At 61.9% G+C, this 20,942-nt stretch carries 8 protein-coding genes (1 of these 8 running past the window's edge); 4 read left to right on the top strand and 4 right to left on the bottom strand.

The window, feature by feature from the left end:
• Positions 1–80: 80 nt before the first annotated feature.
• The gene (locus GTU76_RS16960; protein ID WP_175554034.1) at positions 81–1,337 is read left to right on the top strand and encodes an MFS transporter; all 1,257 of its coding nucleotides are present in this window, start codon (positions 81–83) and stop codon (positions 1,335–1,337) included.
• A 231-nt stretch (positions 1,338–1,568) separates the two neighbouring features.
• Positions 1,569–2,540, top strand: a complete 972-nt coding sequence (locus GTU76_RS16955; RefSeq protein WP_219342180.1) for an alpha/beta hydrolase — start codon at positions 1,569–1,571, stop codon at positions 2,538–2,540.
• 85 nt (positions 2,541–2,625) lie between these two features.
• On the opposite strand, the gene ycaC is transcribed toward GTU76_RS16955, so the two are convergent.
• A complete protein-coding gene (ycaC, locus tag GTU76_RS16950; RefSeq protein WP_007916011.1) occupies positions 2,626–3,258 on the bottom strand; it encodes an isochorismate family cysteine hydrolase YcaC in 633 nt (210 codons plus the stop codon).
• A gap of 211 nt (positions 3,259–3,469) precedes the next feature.
• Between ycaC and GTU76_RS16945 the strand changes: the two genes are divergently transcribed.
• On the top strand, positions 3,470–5,056 hold the full coding sequence (locus GTU76_RS16945; RefSeq protein WP_180699134.1) for a sensor domain-containing diguanylate cyclase: 1,587 nt from the start codon (positions 3,470–3,472) through the stop codon (positions 5,054–5,056).
• 136 nt (positions 5,057–5,192) lie between these two features.
• The gene (locus GTU76_RS16940; protein WP_175554032.1) at positions 5,193–5,939 is read left to right on the top strand and encodes a helix-turn-helix domain-containing protein; all 747 of its coding nucleotides are present in this window, start codon (positions 5,193–5,195) and stop codon (positions 5,937–5,939) included.
• A gap of 305 nt (positions 5,940–6,244) precedes the next feature.
• Here GTU76_RS16940 and GTU76_RS16935 read toward each other — a convergent pair whose 3' ends face one another.
• The 3 genes from GTU76_RS16935 to GTU76_RS16925 all read right to left on the bottom strand — a co-directional run.
• Positions 6,245–8,203 carry a MacB family efflux pump subunit gene (locus GTU76_RS16935; protein WP_175554031.1) on the bottom strand — a complete coding sequence of 653 codons (1,959 nt, stop codon included), beginning with the start codon at positions 8,201–8,203 and terminating at the stop codon, positions 6,245–6,247.
• 2 nt (positions 8,204–8,205) lie between these two features.
• Positions 8,206–9,354, bottom strand: a complete 1,149-nt coding sequence (gene macA, locus GTU76_RS16930; RefSeq protein ID WP_180699133.1) for a macrolide transporter subunit MacA — start codon at positions 9,352–9,354, stop codon at positions 8,206–8,208.
• A 66-nt stretch (positions 9,355–9,420) separates the two neighbouring features.
• Positions 9,421–20,942 carry the 3' portion of a non-ribosomal peptide synthase/polyketide synthase gene (locus GTU76_RS16925; protein WP_180699132.1) on the bottom strand. The gene runs 6,325 nt beyond the window's last position, so the window shows 11,522 of its 17,847 coding nt (coding positions 6,326–17,847); its start codon lies beyond the right edge, outside the window — the gene reads right to left on this strand; its stop codon occupies positions 9,421–9,423.

The following is a 20,942-nucleotide window of genomic DNA, read 5'->3' as shown; positions in this document are numbered from 1 at the left end:
AACTTATATTCACGGCCGCTGGTCATTAGGCTTGCTGAGGTTGAATCCATCCGCAGACCTCGAACATTGAAGACACCGCCGTGGCCGCTGACCTCGATCGCCGCAATAATCTGTCACTGGACAGCCTGAACTTCTTCCTCGCTGACGTGCGCGACGGCCTCGGCCCCTACCTGGCCATTTACCTGTTGGCGGTGCATCACTGGGAACCGGCGAGCATTGGCCTGGTGATGACCATCGCCGGGGTCGCCGCGCTGATCACCCAGACACCCGCCGGCGCCTGGGTCGACAACAGCCGGCGCAAACGTGCGCTGATTGCGATCGCCGCGCTGCTGGTGACCGGCAGTTGCCTGCTGCTGCCGTTCGTGACGTCGTTCACTTGGGTGGCGTTGACGCAAACCCTGAGTGCGATGGCCGCGTCGATATTCGCCCCGGCCATTTGTGCGATTACCCTGGGCATGACCGGGCCACGGGCGTTCACCCGGCGAACCGGGCGCAATGAAACCTTCAATCATGCCGGCAATGCCTGCGCCGCCCTCCTCGCCGGCGTATTCGCCTATCTGTTCGGCCCGGTGGCGGTGTTCTATCTGATGGCGGCCATGGCCCTGGCCAGTGTCATCGCCATTGCCTGCGTATCGCCAGAAGCGATCGACCATGATCAGGCCCGCGGACTGGACCCGGCCGACGCTGGGCATCGCCAGCCTTCCGGTTTGTCGGTGCTGTTGAGCAACCGGCCGCTGCTGCTGTTCGCCATTTGCTGTGCGCTGTTCCACCTCGCCAACGCAGCGATGTTGCCGTTGGTGAGCCAAAAACTGGCGCAAGCGAATTTGCAGATGGCCACCCCGCTGACCTCGGCCTGCATCGTCGCGGCGCAACTGGTGATGGTGCCGGCGGCATTACTGGTCGGGGCGAAAGCCGATGTGTGGGGACGCAAGCCGCTGCTGCTGGCCGGATTTCTGATCCTGCCATTGCGCGGTGTGCTCTATACGCTGTCGGACGATGCTTATTGGCTGGTCGCGGTGCAACTGCTCGACGGCGTCGGCGCGGGTCTGTTCGGCGCCTTGTTTCCGATCATGGTCAAAGACCTTACGCAAGGCACTGGCCACTTCAATGTCAGCCTCGGCGCACTGACAACGGCCTTCGGACTGGGCGCGGCATTGAGCAACGGCCTTGCCGGGTTCGTTGTGCAACAGGCTGGTTACAGCGCGGCGTTTCTGACCCTGGCCGCTATTGCGGCGGTGGCGGTTGTGTTGCTTGGGGTCGGGGTTCCGGAAACCCAGCGCAGCGGTCGTCAGGCTGAAAGCGGATTGGTCGAGGCCAGCACCGAATCCTCTGTGTAATCCCTATCCCTTCCCTGCCCTCTCATTGCCGCCATCTCGTGTCTGCGCGGCGTTGAAAATCCAGATTCAGTGGATCAGGCAAGCAATCCAGAGGAATGCACTTCGGCGCCGAGGCGCTGATCGAGAGAATGTTCGTGCACAGGCTCAGACGAATAAACCCTCAATCGCAAGGACATTCCAGTGAAAGGTTTTTGCTTGGCCTTCGGGCTGCTCTTCAGTACTTTTTCAGCCATGGGAGCCGATATGTCGAACGGCGCAGACAACTTCTACACCAGCGATAAAGTGACCGTGGAAAAGGTCACCTTCAAGAACCAGTACGGGATGAAGGTCGCAGGCAATCTGTTCAGCCTGAAAAACCTCGACCCACAGTCAAAAAATGCCGCAATCATCGTCGGCCACCCGATGGGCGCAGTGAAGGAGCAAAGTGCCAATCTCTACGCGACCAAAATGGCCGAACAAGGCTTCGTCACGCTGTCGTTCGACTTGTCCTTCTGGGGCGAAAGCGAGGGCCTGCCACGCCAGTCGGTTGCGCCGGACATTTACGCCGAAGACTTCAGCGCGGCGGTGGACTTTCTCGGCACTCGCCCACTGGTCGATCGCGAGCGTATCGGCGTGATCGGTATTTGCGGCAGCGGCAGCTTCGCCATCAGTGCCGCGAAGATCGACCCACGTTTGAAGGCGATTGCCACTGTCAGCATGTACGACATGGGCGCTGCCAACCGTAACGGCCTCAAACATTCGCTCACGCCAGCGCAACGCCAATCTATCATTGAACAGGCGGCGCAGCAGCGTAACGCGCAGTTCTGGGGCGGCCCGGTGCGCTACACCGGCGGCACACCGCTGAAACTCACCGGCAACGCCGTGGGTGACGAGTTCTACGACTTCTACCGCACACCGCGTGGTCAGGTCACGCCGGCCGGCGCTTCACCGCAGACCACGACCATGCCGACGTTGATCAGCAATGTGAAGTTCATGAACTTCTACCCGTTCAATGACATCGAGAGCATCTCCCCGCGCCCGCTGCTGTTCATTGCCGGCGCTCAGGCGCACTCCCGCGAATTCAGTGAAGACGCTTACCAGCGCGCGGCCGAGCCCAAAGAGCTGCTGATCATTCCAGGGGCCGGCCATGTCGACTTGTACGACCGGGTCAACCTGATTCCCTTCGCCAAATTGACCACGTTCTTCAGCCATAACCTGAAGTAACGCCATCGCAACGCTGCCAGCGCTTTAAAGCGCAGACACGACAAAAGCCTGCTTTGAGGGCAGGCTTTTGTCGGGTCGCGTTCGCTTACTTTTGCTGAGCGGTCAGCGCCGAGTAGCTGTTCATCAGGTTGCGGTAGTTGGGGATCCGCTGCGACAGCAGATTACCCAGGCCTTCAATGTCGTTGCGCCAGTCGCGATGCAGCTCACACGCCACCGAGAACCAGTTCATCATCTGTGCACCGGCTTGAGTCATGCGGCTCCACGCGGCTTGTTGCACGGTGGTATTGAAAGTGCCCGACGCATCGGTCACCACAAACACATCAAACCCTTCTGCCAGCGCCGACAAGGTCGGGAACGCTACGCAGACATCCGTGACCACACCGGCAATGATGATCTGCTTGCGACCGGTGGCTTTGATTGCCTTGACGAAGTCTTCGTTGTCCCAAGCGTTGATCTGGCCAGGGCGAGCGATGTATGGCGCGTCCGGGAACATCTCTTTCAGCTCCGGCACCAGCGGGCCGTTCGGGCCTTGTTCGAAACTGGTGGTGAGGATGGTCGGCAGTTCGAAGAACTTGGCCAGATCCGCCAGAGCCAGCACGTTGTTCTTGAATTCGTTGGGCGAGAAGTCCTGCACCAGGGAAATCAGGCCGGTCTGGTGGTCGACCAGCAGCACGATGGCGTCGTCTTTGTTCAGGCGGTTGTAGGTTGGAGTGGTCATGGTCTGCGTCCCTTTTGAGTTTTTGAATTTGTTGTGGCGTTCAAGTTGGGTACAGATTACTGACGCACGGGGACGGGATAAATCGGCTGAAAAGCGTTTCACCGTCCACTCAAACAGGACAATCAGGCAATAAAACATGCTCCGCTCCGAACTTCCTGGCGATCCTTGTCATACTGTTGCGATGCATTGCGTATGAATAAAGGAGATGTTCATGCTCGGACGCCGTCCGCCAGAGCCGAACACCGAAGATCCAAGCAGAGCCGCCTCTGCCCGCAACGCCGTGCGCGCCGGCTCGACATTCCGCCTTACGGTCAGTTTTATGCTGGTGGTGGTACTGGCCTTTCTGACGGTCGAGAGTTGGCGCACCTGGCGCGACTATCGCGCTGCATTCGCCTCCGCGCGCGATTCGGTGACCAACCTGGCCCGCGCCACCGCGCAGCATGCCGAAGACACCATTCGGCAAATGGATGTGCTGACCGCCGCCCTGAGTGAGCGGATCGAAGGCGACGGACTGCAGAACCTCGACGTGCCGCGTATTCACAAACTGCTGGTGCAGCAATCGAAAATCATGCCGCAGCTGCATGGCTTGTTTATCTACGGGGCGGATGGGCAGTGGATCGTTACCGACAAAGAGGTCACGCCCGAGACCGCCAACAACGCCGATCGCGATTACTTTCAATATCACCGCAGCCATGATGATCGGCAGGTGCGCATCGGTGATGTGGTGGAAAGCCGATCGACCCATGACCTGATCATTCCCGTCTCCCGCCGCCTGAACAATCCCGATGGCTCGTTCGCCGGGGTGCTGCTGGGCACGGTCAAGGTCAGCTACTTTGTCGACTATTACGGCGATTTCAGAATCGATGACAAAGGCGCACTGGTGCTGGCCAGGCGCGACGGCACCATCCTCGTACGCCGGCCGTTCATCGCCTCGGTGATCGGCAAAAGCCTGGCCAACAGCGAGATCTTCAAGGTCTACCTGCCCAACGCCAACGCCGGTATTGCGCAAGTCCGCGCGGTGGTCGATGACACTGAGCGGTTGTATGGCTATCGCGCGCTCACCACCTATCCGCTGGTGGTCGAGGCCGGGCTTTCACGGGACTCGATCATCGAACCGTGGCAGCAGGATTTGCTGAAAAACGGCTTCGTGCTGGTGTTTCTGATTTTGGTGCTCAGCGGTTTCGGCCTGGTGGTGCTGCATCAGTTGCGCCAGCGCATGGCCATGGAGCGGGAAATTCGCTACGCGCACCAGACCATGCGCGACATGGCGCTGACCGACAGCCTCACCGGGCTGGGCAACCGCCGACGCCTGGACAACGCGCTGGTGGACGAAATCCGTCTGGCGCGGCGACAGGGTTCGGCGCTGTCATTGATCATGCTCGATGTCGACCACTTCAAACGCTACAACGACCAGTATGGCCATGCGGCGGGCGATGATTGCCTGAGCGCTGTCGGGCAGGCGATCCAGCAAGCGGTCAAACGACCGAGCGACCTCGCGGTGCGCTACGGCGGCGAAGAATTCACAGTGCTGTTGCCCAACACCGACAATGCCGGCGCCATTCAGGTTACCGAAGACATACTGCAGGCCATCCGTGCACTGAAACTGGAGCACGCCGGGCATACATTGGGCTATGTCACCGCCAGCGCCGGGATTACCACTTGGCATCCAGTCGATGACACGGTAACCCCGGCGACCCTGTTGAAAGCGGCCGATACCTGTCTGTATCAAGCCAAGCAGCAAGGCCGCAACTGCTGGTGCTCACAGGGCAAGCAACCCGACGTCGCGGTTATGAGCTAATAACACCTTCATTAAACCGTCGCTCAAACGTTGTACTAGGATAGGATCCAATGCCTGAGGTTTTCCGTCGCTCAAGGAGATCGTCGACGGTACCGCCGGCATTTTTGTATTAACGCAACTCATGGACGACACGCATATGAATTCACACCTGTTCCCCCACATCGGCAAAGTCATCGCGAGCACCGGCAGCCGGCACTTTCCGCGCATGCTGCATGACCTGATCCTGACGCAACTGGCGGTAGACGCCACGCACATCCGGCAGATGCGTGTCGAACCGGTGGGCCGCGCGTCGAGCCGCAATGAGCCGGAGCCGCTGAAAGAGCCGGCCCTGCTCGCCGAAACGGTATTTTCCGAACACAGTGCGGCTGCCCATCATTTGCAAAGCCCGCCGGCCTCGGCCAGTGCGGAAGCCTCACAACTGCATCTGACCCGGCGCAAGGACGGTTACCGTTACGTGATTTCGGTCTACCGCAACGGCGAGTCGCAGCGCTTCTCCGCGCAGGAGCGCAGCCTGTTGCAGGACATTTCCCCGGTGCTGCTGCCGATGGTGGAAAAACACATCAACGCCCTGCAACCGGCCAGCCTCGAGCCAGAGACCCCATCCGACGCCGCCGAAGGCACCGGCCTGGAAACCTTGCGCCTGCGCTTCGATGAACGCTTGGTGCAACTGGGCCTGAGCCTGTCGAACCGCGAAACCGAAGTGTGTGTCGGCCTGCTCGCCGGGCGCACGGCGCCGGAACTGGCTGAACAACTGGCGTTGAAGGTCAACACCGTGGAGAGTTATCTGAAACGGGCGGCGATCAAGTTGGGCATCAGTGGGCGGCATTCGTTGATGCGCTGGATGTATTCGCCGTTGGAGACGTTGGCGTCGAGTGCGGCTTGATACGCAGGGATTGCGACGCCTTTGGTATTTGGGTGGGTCAGTTGGATCTACCCCCTCACCCCAGCCCTCTCCCCCAAGGGGGCGAGGGGGAGAGGGAGCCGATCTTTGTGCTGTTCAAACCCTGAGTTCGACTCGGTATCTCACGTCGGTGTAACTCGAAAGAACACCGCGATCAGTCCCCTCTCCCTCTGGGAGAGGGTTAGGGTGAGGGCAATCCCGCGACGTGCACCAATGCCTGATTCACCGCCAATTCCCCCAACATCACGACCTGAGCAATGCCCCTACAGGTTTGATGAGGGCCGCTTTTAATCCCGCGCCAACGCCTCGATCGGATCAAGCCGCGAAGCATTCCGCGCCGGCACAAAGCCAAACACAATCCCGATCAACGTCGAGCACACCACCGCCGTCAGCACCGACGCCAGCGAAAACACCATCTCCCACTCTTTGATAAACACCGAAAACAAATGCCCGATCGCATACGACAGGGAAATCCCGATCGCCCCGCCCAACAGGCACACCATCACCGCCTCCACCAAAAACTGCTGACGAATGTCCGACTGCCGCGCGCCCACCGCCATGCGAATACCGATTTCCCGCGTACGCTCGGTCACCGACACCAGCATGATATTCATCACCCCGATACCACCAACCACCAGGGAAATCACCGCAATCAGCGACAGCAACAACGCCAGCGAGCGGCTGGTTTTCTGCACGGTCTGCAAGACGCTGTCGAGGTTGTTGGTGAAGAAATCCTTGGTGCCGTGGCGTTGCAGCAGCAGTTGCGTGACGTGCTCTTCCACCACTTTGCTTGGTTGGCCGTCCTTCATGCGCACGCTGATGCTGTCCAGATAACGCTGGCCCAACACCCGCCCGGCGGCGGTTTCGTAGGGTACCCAGACGTTGAGGGTTTTGCCCGAAGCGAAGAGGCTTTTATCCTGCGCGGCCACACCGATCACCGTGCACGGCAGGTTGCCGATCAGGATCACCTGTCCCAACGGATCCACGTCTTGCCCGAACAGGCGCTGCCGGGTGTTGTGATCGATGACCACCACCTGCGCCTGGCGCCGCGCATCGTTTTCGCTGAACGGGATACCCGCCGCCATCTTGATCCCGCGCACCTTGAAGTACTGATCGCTGACGCCGTTGACCTGTGCATCCAGGTCAATATTGCGATAGCGCAGCAACAGACTGCGGCCGATCATCGGCGTGGCGCTGTCGACGTAATACAACTGATTCAGCGCGGTGACATCGGCAGGTGTCAGGGTTTCGATGGCCGCTGCACGTTTGTCGCCGTAACTGCTGCCGGGATAGACATCGATGGTGTTGCTGCCAATCGCGGCGATGTCCTTGAGCACATAGTTCTTCGCGCCCTCCCCAACCGCCGAAATAGACACCACCGAGGTGATGCCGATGACGATGCCGAGCATGGTCAGCAAGGTACGCATGCGGTGCGAGATCAATGCTACCCAGGCCATGGCGAACGCTTCTTTGAACAACCCGAGACTGGCGACCAAACGCCGCGACGCAGCCGCTTTCGGTGCCACCGGTTCTTCGCTGAGCAGGTGCGTGGTGTCGCGCTCGTTGGCGCGGTCGCTGAGAATTTCGCCGTCACTGACTTCGATGATGCGCTCGGCGTTGGCCGCGACTTTCGGGTCGTGAGTCACCAGAATCACCGTGTGCCCCGCCGCGTGCAGCTCCAGCAGGATGCGCATCACCTCCTTGCCGCTGGCGGTGTCGAGAGCGCCGGTCGGTTCGTCGGCGAGGATCACTTCGCCGCCGTTCATCAAGGCGCGGGCGATACTCACGCGCTGCTGCTGACCACCGGAGAGCTGGCTCGGCCGATGCGTCAGGTGCCCCTCCAGACCCAGCCGCGCCAACAATTCACGGGCGCGGGCATGGCGCTGAAGCTGCGGCGTGCCGGCATAGATCGCCGGCATCTCGACGTTGTGCATCGCGCTCAAATGCGGCAGCAAGTGGTAACGCTGGAAGATGAAACCGAAGTAGTCACGGCGCAGTTCGGCGAGTGCCTGATTGTCCAGATCACGGGTTTCCTGGCCGTTGATCTTGTAGCTGCCGGCGGTAGCGTAATCGAGGCAACCGAGGATGTTCATCAGCGTCGATTTACCGGAACCCGAGGCGCCAATGATCGCGACCATTTCCCCGGCGTTGATTGTCAGGTTGATGTTTTTCAGCGCGAGAAATTCGCGGTCGCCAGCGGTGAAACTGCGGGTGATGCCGGTCAGTTGGAGCAGTGGCTCAGTCATGCTCAGGCCCCCGCCACATTGGTCAGCGGATCACCAATGACCACGCGATCACCTTCCGCCAGACCATCATTGATCTGCACTTTGACGTTGTTGTTGATCCCGGTCTGCACATTGCGCGACTGCGCGTGGCCCTTGGCGTCCAGCACCCGTACCGGAAAACTGCCATCGGCATTGCGCGGCCCGAGCGCCGCCACCGGCACGGTCAGCACCGACTTGGCGGTGTCGAGGATAATGCGCACCTGCGCGGTCATCGAGATGCGCAAACGATGGTCGGGATTGGGCACCTCGAACAAGGCGTTGTAGAACACCGCGCTGCTTTGCTTCGGTGTACCGGCGGGCGGCGTTTCAAGAAAGTTCTGTGGTGCCGGATCGGTGCCGCGCAATTTCGCGTAGTAACGTTTGTCCTCGCCAAGAATGGTGAAATAGACCTCTTGCCCCGGTGCAATGTGGATCACATCGGCCTCGGACACCTGCGCCTTGACCGTCATAGTGTCCAGATCCGCCAGTTTCAGCAGGACCGGCGCCAGTTGGCTGGCGATCACCGTTTGCCCTTCCTGTGTCACCACGCCGACCACATCGCCATCGATCGGCGCGACGATGCGCGTATACGCCAGATTGACCTTGGCCGTGTCGATCTGGATGTGCGCGCTTTTGATCTGCGCATCCAGTGACATCAGGTTGGCCTGTTGTACCTGATAGTTCGACTCGGCGTTTTCGAAATCCTGGCGCGAAATCGACGCGTCGTCCTGCAAGTTCTTGTAGCGCTCGTAAATCGCTTTGGTCTGCCTCAGTTGAGCCTGGGTCGCACGTTTTTGCGCTTGCAGGTTTTCCTCATCGACCTGGGCCTGACGCAGGGTGTTCTGCAATACCAGCGGATCGATTTCCGCCAGCCACTGGCCCTTCTTCACCTTGTCGCCAACCTTGACCTTGAGCGACTTCAACTGCCCGGACACTTGCGCGCCGACGTCCACTTGTTTGATGCCTTCAAGCAACCCGGTGGCCAGCACCGCGTTTTCAATATCACTGCGTTCCACCGGCGCGGTCAGGTATTGCGGCGCCTCGGCCGGTGCCTGCACCGCGTAGAACGCCAATCCCGCCACCACAACCAACGCCAGACCCATACCGACTTTGCGCAACTTCGACTTTTCCATAAATAACCACAAGTCCGTTCAGGGGTGAGCCCGGCCAGCGGCCGGGCTCTGGTAGATAAACAACAATCAGGAAACCACTTGCCCGGCCGGCACTTTCAGGCCGTCATGCCACCACGCCGCGAGACTGAAGACGTTGGGCGCCTTGAGAATCGTGAAGTGGTTGCCCGGCCCGTACCACACCGCCAGATCCGCAACCTGGCGTTGCCAGCCTTCGACCATCGCCGCTTGCTCGCGCTGATTGCCCCACGCATCCAGCGTCGGGTCATCGACCAGCGCCAGCCGCACCGGCCCGGTGTAGGCCCGTTGCGGTTGATAGACCGTGCGCAAGGCCGTGGCGAAGGTGCGCACCGGGCCGTGCATCGCCTGCGCTGACGAACGCGCAGACAACATACCGGCACGCACCATGCCCTCGTGCAACAGGCGCATTTGCGTGGCGTCGTCAGCCTCGGCGAACGCCAGCGGATCGATGCCCAACGACTTGCCGCTGGACAGTTGCAGCGTCTCGATCAAGCGTTCCAGCGCGGCAGTCGTGGTGTACGGCTTGCCCGCCGTACCGTTGCCGCCGGGAGATTCACTGTCGATCAGCGTCAACGACGCCACCTCGCGCCCGATCGCCTGCAACTGCGCCGCCATGGCATGCGCGACCCAACCGCCGAACGAATGGCCGATCAGGTGCACCGGGCCTTGCGGATACAACTGCTCGACGGCTTGCAGATAACACGCGGCTGCCGCTTCTACCTGACTGTGCGGCACGCCGCTGCCATCCAGCCCGCGCGGTTGCAGGCCATAGATCGGCCATTCCGGGCCGAGCGCTTCGGTCAGGTGAATGAACCCGGTGACACTGTCGCCCGCCCCCGGCACACAGAAGATCGGCGCATGCCCGGCGTGCCCGCTCTGGATCGTCAACAGCGGTTGATAGGCCTGTGGCTCCGGGGCCTGCGCAGCGGCCATCGCCTGACTCAAGGCCTGGCCGAGCGCCTGGATATCCGGGTTTTTCATCATGCTGCGGTGATCCCCCGGCACATCGATGCAGTGCAGCCAGTCGCTGGCGACTTTCTGCTCCCAGCCACGGGTCGGACTCGGCTGTGCCTGCCCCGGTATCAATCCCTGCGCGCGGAACAAGTGCACCGGCTGGCTGGCCGGGCTGACCCGATAATGCGCCAGCGCCAGGCCATGAGCGGCCTCACGATCGAAGTAACTCCAGGCATCCGCCGCCGACAGTGCAGCCAGTTCCGGGTCAGGCAATTGCTCTTCGCAGCAGCGCTGAAACAGTTCGTCGAAGCCGATCAGCTCGACTTCAGCCTCAAGCCTTTCGACGTCAGTCAATGCTGGCAGCCCTTCTTCTCCACGCATCTGCGAACGCGCGCGGCAGTGCTCAAGCAATTGACGCTTGTCGCGATGCTCGCCGCTCCAGCGGGTTTTATCCTGGCTGGCCGGATGCGGCGCGTAGGTATCGAGCAGGCCGACAAACGCCACCGCCTCATCGAGACCGAGCAATTGCTGCGCGACTTCATACGCCAGCAAGCCGCCGAACGACCACCCGGCCAGACGATACGGCCCATGCGGTTGCACCGAGCGGATAATCCCGACCAGCCGCGCGGCCATGCACTCGAGGGTGCGCAGTTGCGGCTGCCCCAGTGGCACGCCGGGTAAACCGTAAATCGGAAATTTGCCCTCGATATGCAGGCCCAATGCCGGGAAATAGACGTCCCGGCCGCTGAACTCATGAATCAGGAATAGCGCATTGCCGCCCTCGCCCGGTCGCACCACGACCAGTCCTTCCGGATGTTCGGGCGCTTCGCTGCGCTGACTGAGCAACGCGGCCAGCGCTTCGATACTCGGACGCTGGAACAGCTCCGCCAGCGTCACCTGTTGCCCCGCACGTTGCAGCAGGTTGACCAGACGAATCGCCAGCAGCGAATGCCCGCCCAATTCGAAGAAGTTGTCATGGCGCCCGACCTGATCGACCTTGAGCACCTCGCCCCACACCTGCGCAAGCAAGGTTTCAATCTCGCCTTGCGGTGCTTCGTAGTGGCGGCTAAGCACCGCGTCCAAGCTCGGTGCCGGCAGCGCCTGACGGTCGATCTTGCCGTTGGGACTCAACGGCAAAACGTCGAGCGCGACAAACGCGCCCGGCACCATGTACTCGGGCAATTGTTCGAGGGTGAACGCGCGCAGCGTGTCGATAGTGGGCACTGCACTGCCGTCACGGACAGTGAAATACGCGACCAGACGCTCGTCGCGCATCAGCACCACCACCTCGCGCACCTGCGGGTGCTGGATCAACCGCGCTTCGATTTCACCGAGCTCCAGGCGCAAGCCATGCAGCTTGACCTGGAAGTCGTTGCGCCCGAGGAATTCGAGGTTGCCGTCGGCGCGGTAGCGCACCAGATCGCCGGTGCGGTACAAGCGATCACCGGCCACGAACGGACTGTCGATAAAGCGCTCGGCCTGCATCTGCGGCAGTCCCATATACCCTCGCGCCACGCCGATACCGCCGATGTGCAACTGGCCAATGACGCTCAGCGGCACCGGTTGGTCATGGGCATCGAGCACATACAGGCGGGTATTACAGATGGCTTTGCCGATCGGCAATTCAGTGGACGGCACGGGCATGTGCGGTTCCAGTGTCCATGCCGTGCTGTCGACCGTGGCTTCGGTCGGGCCATACACGTTATGCAGGCGCACCCACGGCAGGTGCTGGCGCACAGCAGCGGCCAGCGCCGCCGTCAGCTCGCCGCCACCGCAAAAAACATCGGTCAGGCTGGTGCATTCACTGACATCCTGCAGTTCTAGAAATTGCTGCAACAGCGCCGGCACAAACTTGACCACCGTAATCCGTTGCTGACGAATCACTTGCGCCAGATACGCCGGTTCCCGATGGCCACCGGGCCGTGCCAGCACCAGGCGCACACCGGCCGTCAGCGGCCAGAAGAACTCCCACACCGAGCCATCGAAACTGAACGGCGCTTTCTGCAACAACGCGCCTTCCGGGGTCGGCGGGCAGATCTGCGAGCCCCAATGCATCAGATTGCACAAGCCACGGTGTTCGAGCATCACGCCTTTCGGTGTACCGGTCGAACCCGAGGTGTAGATCATGTACGCCAGATTCAAAGGCGTCAGGCCAGACACCTGCGGATTGCTCGCCGATTGTTGGTGCCAGGTGCATTGGTCAAAATCGATCAGCGCCACTTCGCTCTCGACGAACAGCGATCGGGTGGCGGCGTGTACCAACACCGCCACCGGCGCGCAGTCGCGGAGCATGAAGTCGAGGCGCTCCGCCGGGTAAGCCGGATCCAGCGGCACATAGGCGCCACCGGCCTTGAGAATGCCGAGCAGCCCGACCACCAGATCGAGTCCACGCTCGACGCACAGCGCCACCCGCGCATCCGGCCCCACGCCTTGCTCACGCAGGTGATGCGCGAGGCGGTTGGCACGGGCATTCAGCTCGCGATAGGTCAGGCTGTGTTCGCCCGACTGCACGGCGATGGCGTCCGGCTGACGACGCACCTGTGCTTCAAACAGGCTCTGGACCGGTTGTTCGACCGGGCAATCGACTTGTGTCGCGTTGAAATCACCGAGCAAGCGCTGCTGTTCATCCGCCGCAAGCAGATTGACCTGCGCCAACACGGTCTGATCATCACTGACCAGCGCCGCCAGCAAGCGCTGCAAGTAACCGCTAAAACGCTGTACGGTCGCCTCATCGAACAACGCCGTGGCATAGCGCAGTGCGCCACGGATGCCTTGCGGGTTTTCCCCCAGGCTCAGCGACAGGTCGAACTTCACAAAGTGATTTTCCCCGGCCAGACCTTCCAGCGTCAGACCGCCCAACGCCAGGGCGGGCGCGACGCTGCTGTCCCAGCTCACCAGGGTCTGGAACAACGGGGAGTGGGAAAGGCTGCGCACCGGCCGGGTAATTTCCACCACGTGTTCGAACGGCAGATCCTGATGCGCCTGCGCCGCCAGCGTCTGCGCCTTGACCCGTGCCAGCAGCGCTGCACCGGTCAGATCGCCCGAGGTATCGATGCGCAACGCAAGGGTATTGACGAACATGCCGATCAACCCTTCGATTTCGGCGCGGGTACGGTTGGCCACCGGCGAGCCAATGACCACATCGGACTGCCCGGACAGGCGCGCGAGCAACATTGCCCAGGCGCTCATGAGCACCATGTACGGCGTCACGCCGTGGCGCTGACACAATGCCTTGAGACCGACGCTGGTCTGCGTGTCCAGCACGATCTCGACACTGCCGCCGTGGTGATCCTGTTGCGCCGGGCGCGGACGGTCGGTCGGCAGGCTCAACAAGGCCGGGGCACCGGCCAGGGTCTGCTGCCAATAGTCGCTCTGGCGCTGCAGCACCTCGCCGCTCAGCCAGCGCCGCTGCCACACCGCGTAGTCTGCGTATTGCAAGGCCAGCGCTGGCAGTGGATCTGCCTCGCCACGGCTGAACGCCTGATACAGCGCCATCAGTTCGCGGGTCAGCACGCCCATCGACCAGCCGTCGGAGATGATGTGGTGCATGGTCAGCAGCAGCACATGGTGATCATCGGCCAGACGCACCAGCCGCCCGCGAATCAATGCGTCATCCTGCAAGTTGAACGGCGCGCGCGCTTCTGTTTCGAGCAAGGTGCGCAAGGCCTCTTCGCTCTGCGGCTGTTGCCGCCAATCTTCCTCGATCAGCGGCAGGCCACTGTCGACCGGGGCAATCAGCACCTGTGCTTCGTCATTCAATTGGGTGAAACGACTGCGCAGGGTTTCGTGACGAGCGACGATCCGCGCCAATGCCCGTTGCAGGGCCACAGCGTCGAGTCGGCCGCGCAAATGCAGGCCCAAAGGAATGTTGTAGGCGGTATTGCCGCCGTCCATCTGCGCGAGGAACCACAAGCGTTGCTGGGCGAACGACAACGGCAGCACCTGATCGCGCGGCGCCGGCAGAATCTGCGGCAAACTGCTGCGTTCGGCCTGACTCAACACGTCGGCGACTGCCGCCAGTTCCGGGTTGGCAAACAGATCGGCCAGCGCCAGTTCCACACCCAATTGCTGGCGCACCTGGGAGAGCATGCGCATGGCCAGCAATGAATGGCCGCCGAGTTCGAAGAAGTTGTCATGGCGACCGACCTGTTCGACCTGCAACACCTCGGCCCAGACCTGCGCCAGGCTTGCTTCGAGTGGATTGGCCGGTGCCTCGTAGGCCCGACTGAGCAGCGCCTCCTGCGTCGGTGCCGGCAGCGCCTTGCGATCAACCTTGCCGTTGTTGTTCAACGGCAATACCTCGAGTTGCACCCACGCTGTCGGCAGCATGTATTCCGGCAGACGCGCGTGCAATTGGGCGTGCAGTTCAGCGCTGTCCAATTGCTCATCGTGCGCCGTGTAGTACGCCACCAGACGCGGGCTGTCCTGACCGTCACGGCGCGCCAGCACCACTGCTTCCTTGATCCCCGGGCAATTGAGCAGGCGATTTTCGATTTCCCCCAGTTCGATGCGGAAACCACGAATTTTCACCTGATCGTCGTTGCGGCCGATGCAGTCGAGTTGCCCCGGCGCCAGCCAGCGCGCAAGGTCGCCGGTGCGATAGAGCAACGCGCCTGGCGTCTCGCTGAACGGATCGCGGAGGAACTTCTCGGCAGTCAGATCCGGCCGGTTCAGGTAACCCAGCGCCACACCCTGCCCGCCGATGTACAACTCGCCGGTGACGCCCATCGGCACCGGTTGCTGCCAGGCATCGAGCACGTATACCTGCGTATTGCCGATCGGCCCGCCAATCGGCACGCTCTCGGCGTTTTCTGCCACTTCGCGCACTTCAAAGGTGGTGGCGTAGGTGGTGGTTTCGGTCGGGCCGTAGCAATGCACGATGCGCAACTCGGGTGCTTCGGCCAACAGACGACGGAACGCCGCCGGATCACCACGTTCACCGCCACACAAGAGGATGCGCAAGCCCTTGAGCGCCTGCGCAATCAATTGCACGTACTGGTTGAACAGCGCGGTGGTGACGAACAGGATCGTCGCGCCACTGGCACTCAGTTCGCGGCCGAAGGCATTCGGATCGAGCAGGGTTTGATGGTCAATGATCACCACGCGACCGCCATTGAGCAGCGGCCCCCAGATGTCCATGGTGCTCGCATCGAACGCCGGGTTCGAGGCGAAGACCACACGATCCTGAGCATTGAAATCGGCATAACCGTTGTTGAGCACCAAGCGGCCGATGCCCCGATGCGGCACCATCACCCCTTTCGGCGTGCCGGTGGAGCCGGAGGTGTACATGATGTACGCCAGCGACTCGGACGACTGCACAAGATTCGGGTTGTGCGTCGGCTGGCCGTTGAGGGTCAACATGTCCAGATCGATACGCGGTGCGGCGTAGTCGATGACTTCGCCGCTCAAGGTCAACAGCGCCACCGCTTGGCAATCATCGACCATGAACGCCTGGCGCTCGCTCGGTGCATTGATGTCCAGCGGCACATAGGCCGCCGCGCATTTGGCAACGGCCAGTTGCGCCACCAGCAACTCCAGCGAACGCGGCAGCAGGATCGCCACGTGGTCGCCCGGTTGCACGCCCTCTTCGACGATCAAATGATGGGCCAAACGGTTGGCCTGAGCGTTCAGCTCAAAGTAGCTCAGTGAATGTGCGCCATGTACCGCTGCCACAGCTTTGGGATGCGCCGCAGCCTGCTGTTGGAAAATTCCGTGCACGGTCAGTGTTTGCGGGTAGTCACGCGCGGTGGCATTGAAGTCGTACAGCAAGCGCTGGCGCTCGTCGTTTGCCAGCAATGGCACACGTTCCAGCACCGTTTGATCATCGGCAACCATCGCGTCGAGCAGACGTTCGAAGTAGCCGATGTAACGCTTGATCGTCAGCGCATCGAACAGCGCCGTGGCGTAGTTCAGCGTGCCACGAATCACCCCGTTGACCTCGCCCAGTGTCAGCGTCAGGTCAAACTTGGCGACCTCGCCCGGCCCGGCAACACCCTCCAGTGTCAGCTCGCCCAACGCCAGTTGCGGGCCGACGCTGCTGTCCCAGCTCAGCGTGGTCTGGAACAACGGGCTGTGCGCCAGACTGCGCACCGGTCGGGCGATTTCCACCACTTGTTCAAACGGCAAATCCTGATGCGCTTGCGCCTCCAGTGTCCGCGCCTTTACCCGCGCCAGCAGCGCTTCGACACTCGGGGCGCCCGAGGTGTCAATACGCAAGGCCAGCGTGTTGACGAACATGCCGATCAGGCCTTCGATTTCAGCGCGGCTGCGGTTGGCCACCGGCGCACCGATCACCACATCGGTTTGCCCGGACAGACGACTCATCAGCAGCGCCCAGGCGCTCGTCAAGGTCATGAACAGGGTCGCGCCGTGACGCTGGCTCAACGTTTTAAGGCCAGTGCTCAAGCGTTCGTCCAGCAACACCTCGACGTTGCCGCCGGTGTAATCCTGCTGCGCCGGTCGCGGGCGATCGGTGGGCAACGTCAACAAGGCCGGCGCGCCGTCGAGGGTCTGCTGCCAATAGTCGCTTTGCCGCTGCAGCACTTCACCGCTGAGCCACTGACGTTGCCACACGGCGTAGTCACCGTATTGCAAGGTCAGTGGCGGCAGCGGATCAGGCTGACCGTGGCTGAACGCTTGATACAACGCCATCAACTCGCGGGTCAGCACGCCCATCGACCAGCCGTCGGCGACGATGTGATGCACGGTCAACAGCAACACACAGTGATCGTCGGCCAGGCGCACCAACCGCCCGCGAATCAACGGATCGTTGTGCAGATCAAACGCTGTCGAGGCTTCCTGCGCCATCAATCCCTGCACGGAGTGCTCAGCTTGCAAGTCCTGGCGCAGATCTTCCACGCGCAAGAGCAAACCGCTGTCGACCGGGGCAATCGACACGTGGGCGCTGTCGTCGATGCGGATGAAACGGCTGCGCAGGGTTTCGTGGCGGGCAACGATTTGCGCCAGCGCCGCTTGCAGGGCATCGATGTCAAGTCGACCGCGCAGACGCAGGCCAATGGGGATGTTGTACGCCGAGTTGCCACCCGTCATCTGCGCCAGGAACCACAGACGTTGTTGGGCGAAGGACATCGGCAACGGTTGATCACGAGGTGCCGGCACAATGTCCGGTAGCGCACTGCGCCCGGCGCGATTCAATACTTCAGCGACTGCGCTCAATTGCGCGTCGGCAAACAGGTCACTCAGCGCCAGTTCGACGCCGAGGCGCTGACGGATCAGCGAGACCATGCGCATCGCCAACAGCGAATGACCGCCGAGTTCGAAGAAATGATCGTGACGACCGACCTGTTCGACTTGCAGCACTTCGGCCCAGATCTGTGCCAGTGCGGTTTCCAGCTCGCCTTGCGGCGCCACGTACTCGCGGGTCGGCAACGCGGCCAGATCCGGTTTCGGCAACGCCTTGCGGTCGACCTTGCCATTGGCGGTCAGCGGCAAAGCCTCGAGCCGGACAAACGCTGCCGGCACCATGTAATCCGGCAACTGCGTCAACAGCTGTGCGCGCAAGTCGCCCACTGCCAGTGGCTCGGCCCCGGTCTGTTCGGTGAAATACGCCACCAGTCGCGGCTGGCCGGGTTGGTCCTCGCGGGCCAGCAGCACCGCTTCGTTGATACCTGGGAGCTGATTGAGGCGGGTCTCGATTTCGCCCAATTCAATGCGCATGCCACGGATTTTCACCTGGTCGTCGTTACGCCCCAGGTAGTCGAGCGAGCCGTCTTCGCGCCAACGGGCAAGGTCACCGGTGCGGTACATGCGCGCATTCGGCAAGGGGCTGAACGGATCGTGCAGAAAGCGCTCGGCAGTCAGGTCGGCGCGGTTCAGATAACCCCGGGCCACGCCCGCGCCACCGACGTACAACTCGCCCATGACGCCCATGGGCACCGGACGTTGCTGCTCGTCGAGCAAGTAGACCGCCGCGTTCGCCACCGGTTGGCCGATGTGCAACGCCGCACCGACTTCAATACGTCCCGAAGTGGCGACCACAGTGGCCTCGGTCGGGCCGTAGTTGTTGATCACCGCGAAGCGCTGCTGACGGCTGAACTGACGCAAGCGATCGCCACCGATCAGTAGCGTATGCAAAGTCGGATGGTCGAAGTTCTGGCTGAACGCGTACTCAGCAATCGGCGTTGGCAGGAAGCTCACATCCAGTGGTTGCCCGCGCCACCAGTCGAGCAAGGCATCGACGTCTTCCGCGCCGTCGTGAGTAGGTGCCAGATGCACCGTCGCGCCCGCGCACAGGGCCGGCCAGACTTCCCACGCCATCGCATCGAAGCCAAATCCGGCAAGGCTTGAGGTGTGGCTGCCAGCGCGCAGATCAAACGCTTCACAGTGCCAGTCGACCAGGTTGGACAGCGTCTGATGTTCGACCATGACCCCTTTGGGCAGACCGGTCGAACCCGAGGTGTAGATCACGTACGCCAGATGCGCAGCGCTCAGGTCCGGCACCGCAGGGTTGTGTTGCGCCTGCGCTGGCCAGGCGCACAGGTCGACATCGATCACTGGCACCTTCAGTTGCGGCAGTTTCTCGTGCAGATCGCTTTGCGTGAGCACCGCGACCGGTGCGCTGTCGCTCAGCAAATAACTGATCCGCTCGGCGGGATGCGCCGGATCGATCGGCACATAGCCGGCACCAGCCTTGAGGATGGCGACCAGACCGACCAACGTATCCAGACCCCGACGGGCAACGATGGCCACGCGGTCATCGGCTTTCACCCCGATGGCGATCAAGTGATGCGCCAACGCATTGGCCTGACGATTGAGCTGCAAGTACGTCAGTGGCTGTCCGCCAAACAGCGCGGCCACGGCTTGCGGACGCGCGGCGACCTGCGCCTCGAAGCGCTGCGCAATCGTCAGCCCACTTGGGTAGTCAGCCCCGGTCGCGTTGAAGCCCGCCAGCAACTGTTCACGCTCGTGCACCGGCAGGATCGACAACCGATCAAAACCCACATGCGGCGTGTGCTCCAGCGCATCAATCAAGGTGCACAACGCACCCTGCATGTACCCGCAGATACGCTGTGCATCAATCCCCGCACCGGCCAATACCTTCAGGCGGAAGTCTTCGCCGAGATCATCAACGCTGAGGGTCAGGCGATAGTTGGTGTGCTCCTCGGCATCGAGCAATTGCATGCCGTGCCACGCCGCTTGCACCTCGGCCGATATCGGCCCGACCGGGGTGCTGTGACGATAGTTGAGCAACGTGCTGAACAGCGGCGTACCCGCCGGCATCGCGCTGCACTGTTGCACCTGCGCCAGTTGCGCGTGCTCATGAGCGAGCAACTGACTCAAGCGTTGATGGGTCGCCAGCGCCGCCCCTTTAACGCTGTGCGCATTGAGCTCGATGCACAGCGGCAAGGTGTTGATGAACACACCCAGCGCCCGCTCCGATCCTTCACCGCCCTGCAATCGCCCGAGCAACACCGTGCCGAACACCACGGCGTCGCGCCCGGACAATTGCCCCAACACCTGCGCCCAGGCGAGGTGCATCAGGCTGGCAGCGCTGACACCCAAGCGCCGTGCCTGTTGCCTTACGCTGTGGCTGAGTGTGTTTTCCAGCGTCAACTGCGCTTCTTGCGCGGAACCGTCATGGGCAAGATTTTGACCGTAAGGCAAGGTCGGTTCATCGATCGCGCCGAGCATTTCGCGGAAGAAGCTTTCGTGCTCTTGCTCACTCAGACCGGCCTGGGTGTGCGCCACGTAGTTGCGATACGGCACCGGTTCGCTCAAGTGCCCGGCGTTGTCGAGCAGAAACGCCTGCATCTCGTGCTGCAACACCTCGAGCGCCACGTGATCCATGACCAAATGATGGAACAGCAACAACGCCACCACCCGTTGATTGACGGCATCACGGCTGTACACCACGCGCATCAGCGGTGCCTCGGTGACGGGCATGCGGTAGTTATCGATGGTGAAGCGGTCACGCAACTGGCTCAGCGCATCGCCCGCTTCGGCATCGAGCTCGAAAGCCTCGCAGCTCAGCGAAGCCTGACGCCAGACCACTTGCACCGGCTCTTCAAGACCTTCCCAGAACAGCGAAGTGCGCAGAATGTCATGGCGTTCAATCACCCGTTGCAGGGCAGTGGTGAAGGCTTGCAAACGCTGTTCATCGGCGAAGGCAAACTGCGCCTGCAGCACATACGGATCACCCTGCGCAGCGGAAAGATGATGGAACAGGATACCGGTCTGCAACGGTGCCAGCGGGTAGATGTCCTGCACGTTGCACGCACCGCCGGGGACACTCGCAACGATGCGGTCAATCGTCGCTTGATCCAGCGCCACCAGTGGCAGCAGTTCGGGCGTGATGCGCGTGCAATCGGCCGGAACAAGATTGGCCGGCACCGCCGCATCGGGTTCGCCGCCAACCGCCGCAGCCAATGCAGCCAGCGTCGGTTGGTCGAACAGCACGCGAATATCCGCCGACAGCCCGGCCCGGCGCATGCGCGCGACCAGATTGACCGCCAGCAGCGAGTGGCCGCCCAGCTCGAAGAAATGATCAAAGCGCCCGACCCGCTCGACCTTCAGCAACTCGGCCCAGATACCGGCAATCACGGTTTCGACTTCACCGACCGGGGCTTCGTACGCGCGGGTCAGCCGTGCAGTCTGGT

It is taken from the genome of Pseudomonas crudilactis (assembly GCF_013433315.1).
Classification (GTDB): domain Bacteria; phylum Pseudomonadota; class Gammaproteobacteria; order Pseudomonadales; family Pseudomonadaceae; genus Aquipseudomonas; species Aquipseudomonas crudilactis.
The sequence above is the reverse complement of the archived record's forward strand: the minus strand, read 5'-3'. Positions and strand labels throughout refer to the sequence as shown.

What these genes read in the sequence shown, in the direction of transcription:
- ycaC (WP_007916011.1), bottom strand. Translation starts at nt 3,258, where the DNA reads ATGACCACTCCAACCTACAACCGCCTGAACAAAGACGACGCCATCGTG.
- macA (WP_180699133.1), bottom strand. Translation starts at nt 9,354, where the DNA reads ATGGAAAAGTCGAAGTTGCGCAAAGTCGGTATGGGTCTGGCGTTGGTT.
- GTU76_RS16945 (WP_180699134.1), top strand. Translation starts at nt 3,470, where the DNA reads ATGCTCGGACGCCGTCCGCCAGAGCCGAACACCGAAGATCCAAGCAGA.
- GTU76_RS16940 (WP_175554032.1), top strand. Translation starts at nt 5,193, where the DNA reads ATGAATTCACACCTGTTCCCCCACATCGGCAAAGTCATCGCGAGCACC.
- GTU76_RS16935 (WP_175554031.1), bottom strand. Translation starts at nt 8,203, where the DNA reads ATGACTGAGCCACTGCTCCAACTGACCGGCATCACCCGCAGTTTCACC.
- GTU76_RS16955 (WP_219342180.1), top strand. Translation starts at nt 1,569, where the DNA reads ATGGGAGCCGATATGTCGAACGGCGCAGACAACTTCTACACCAGCGAT.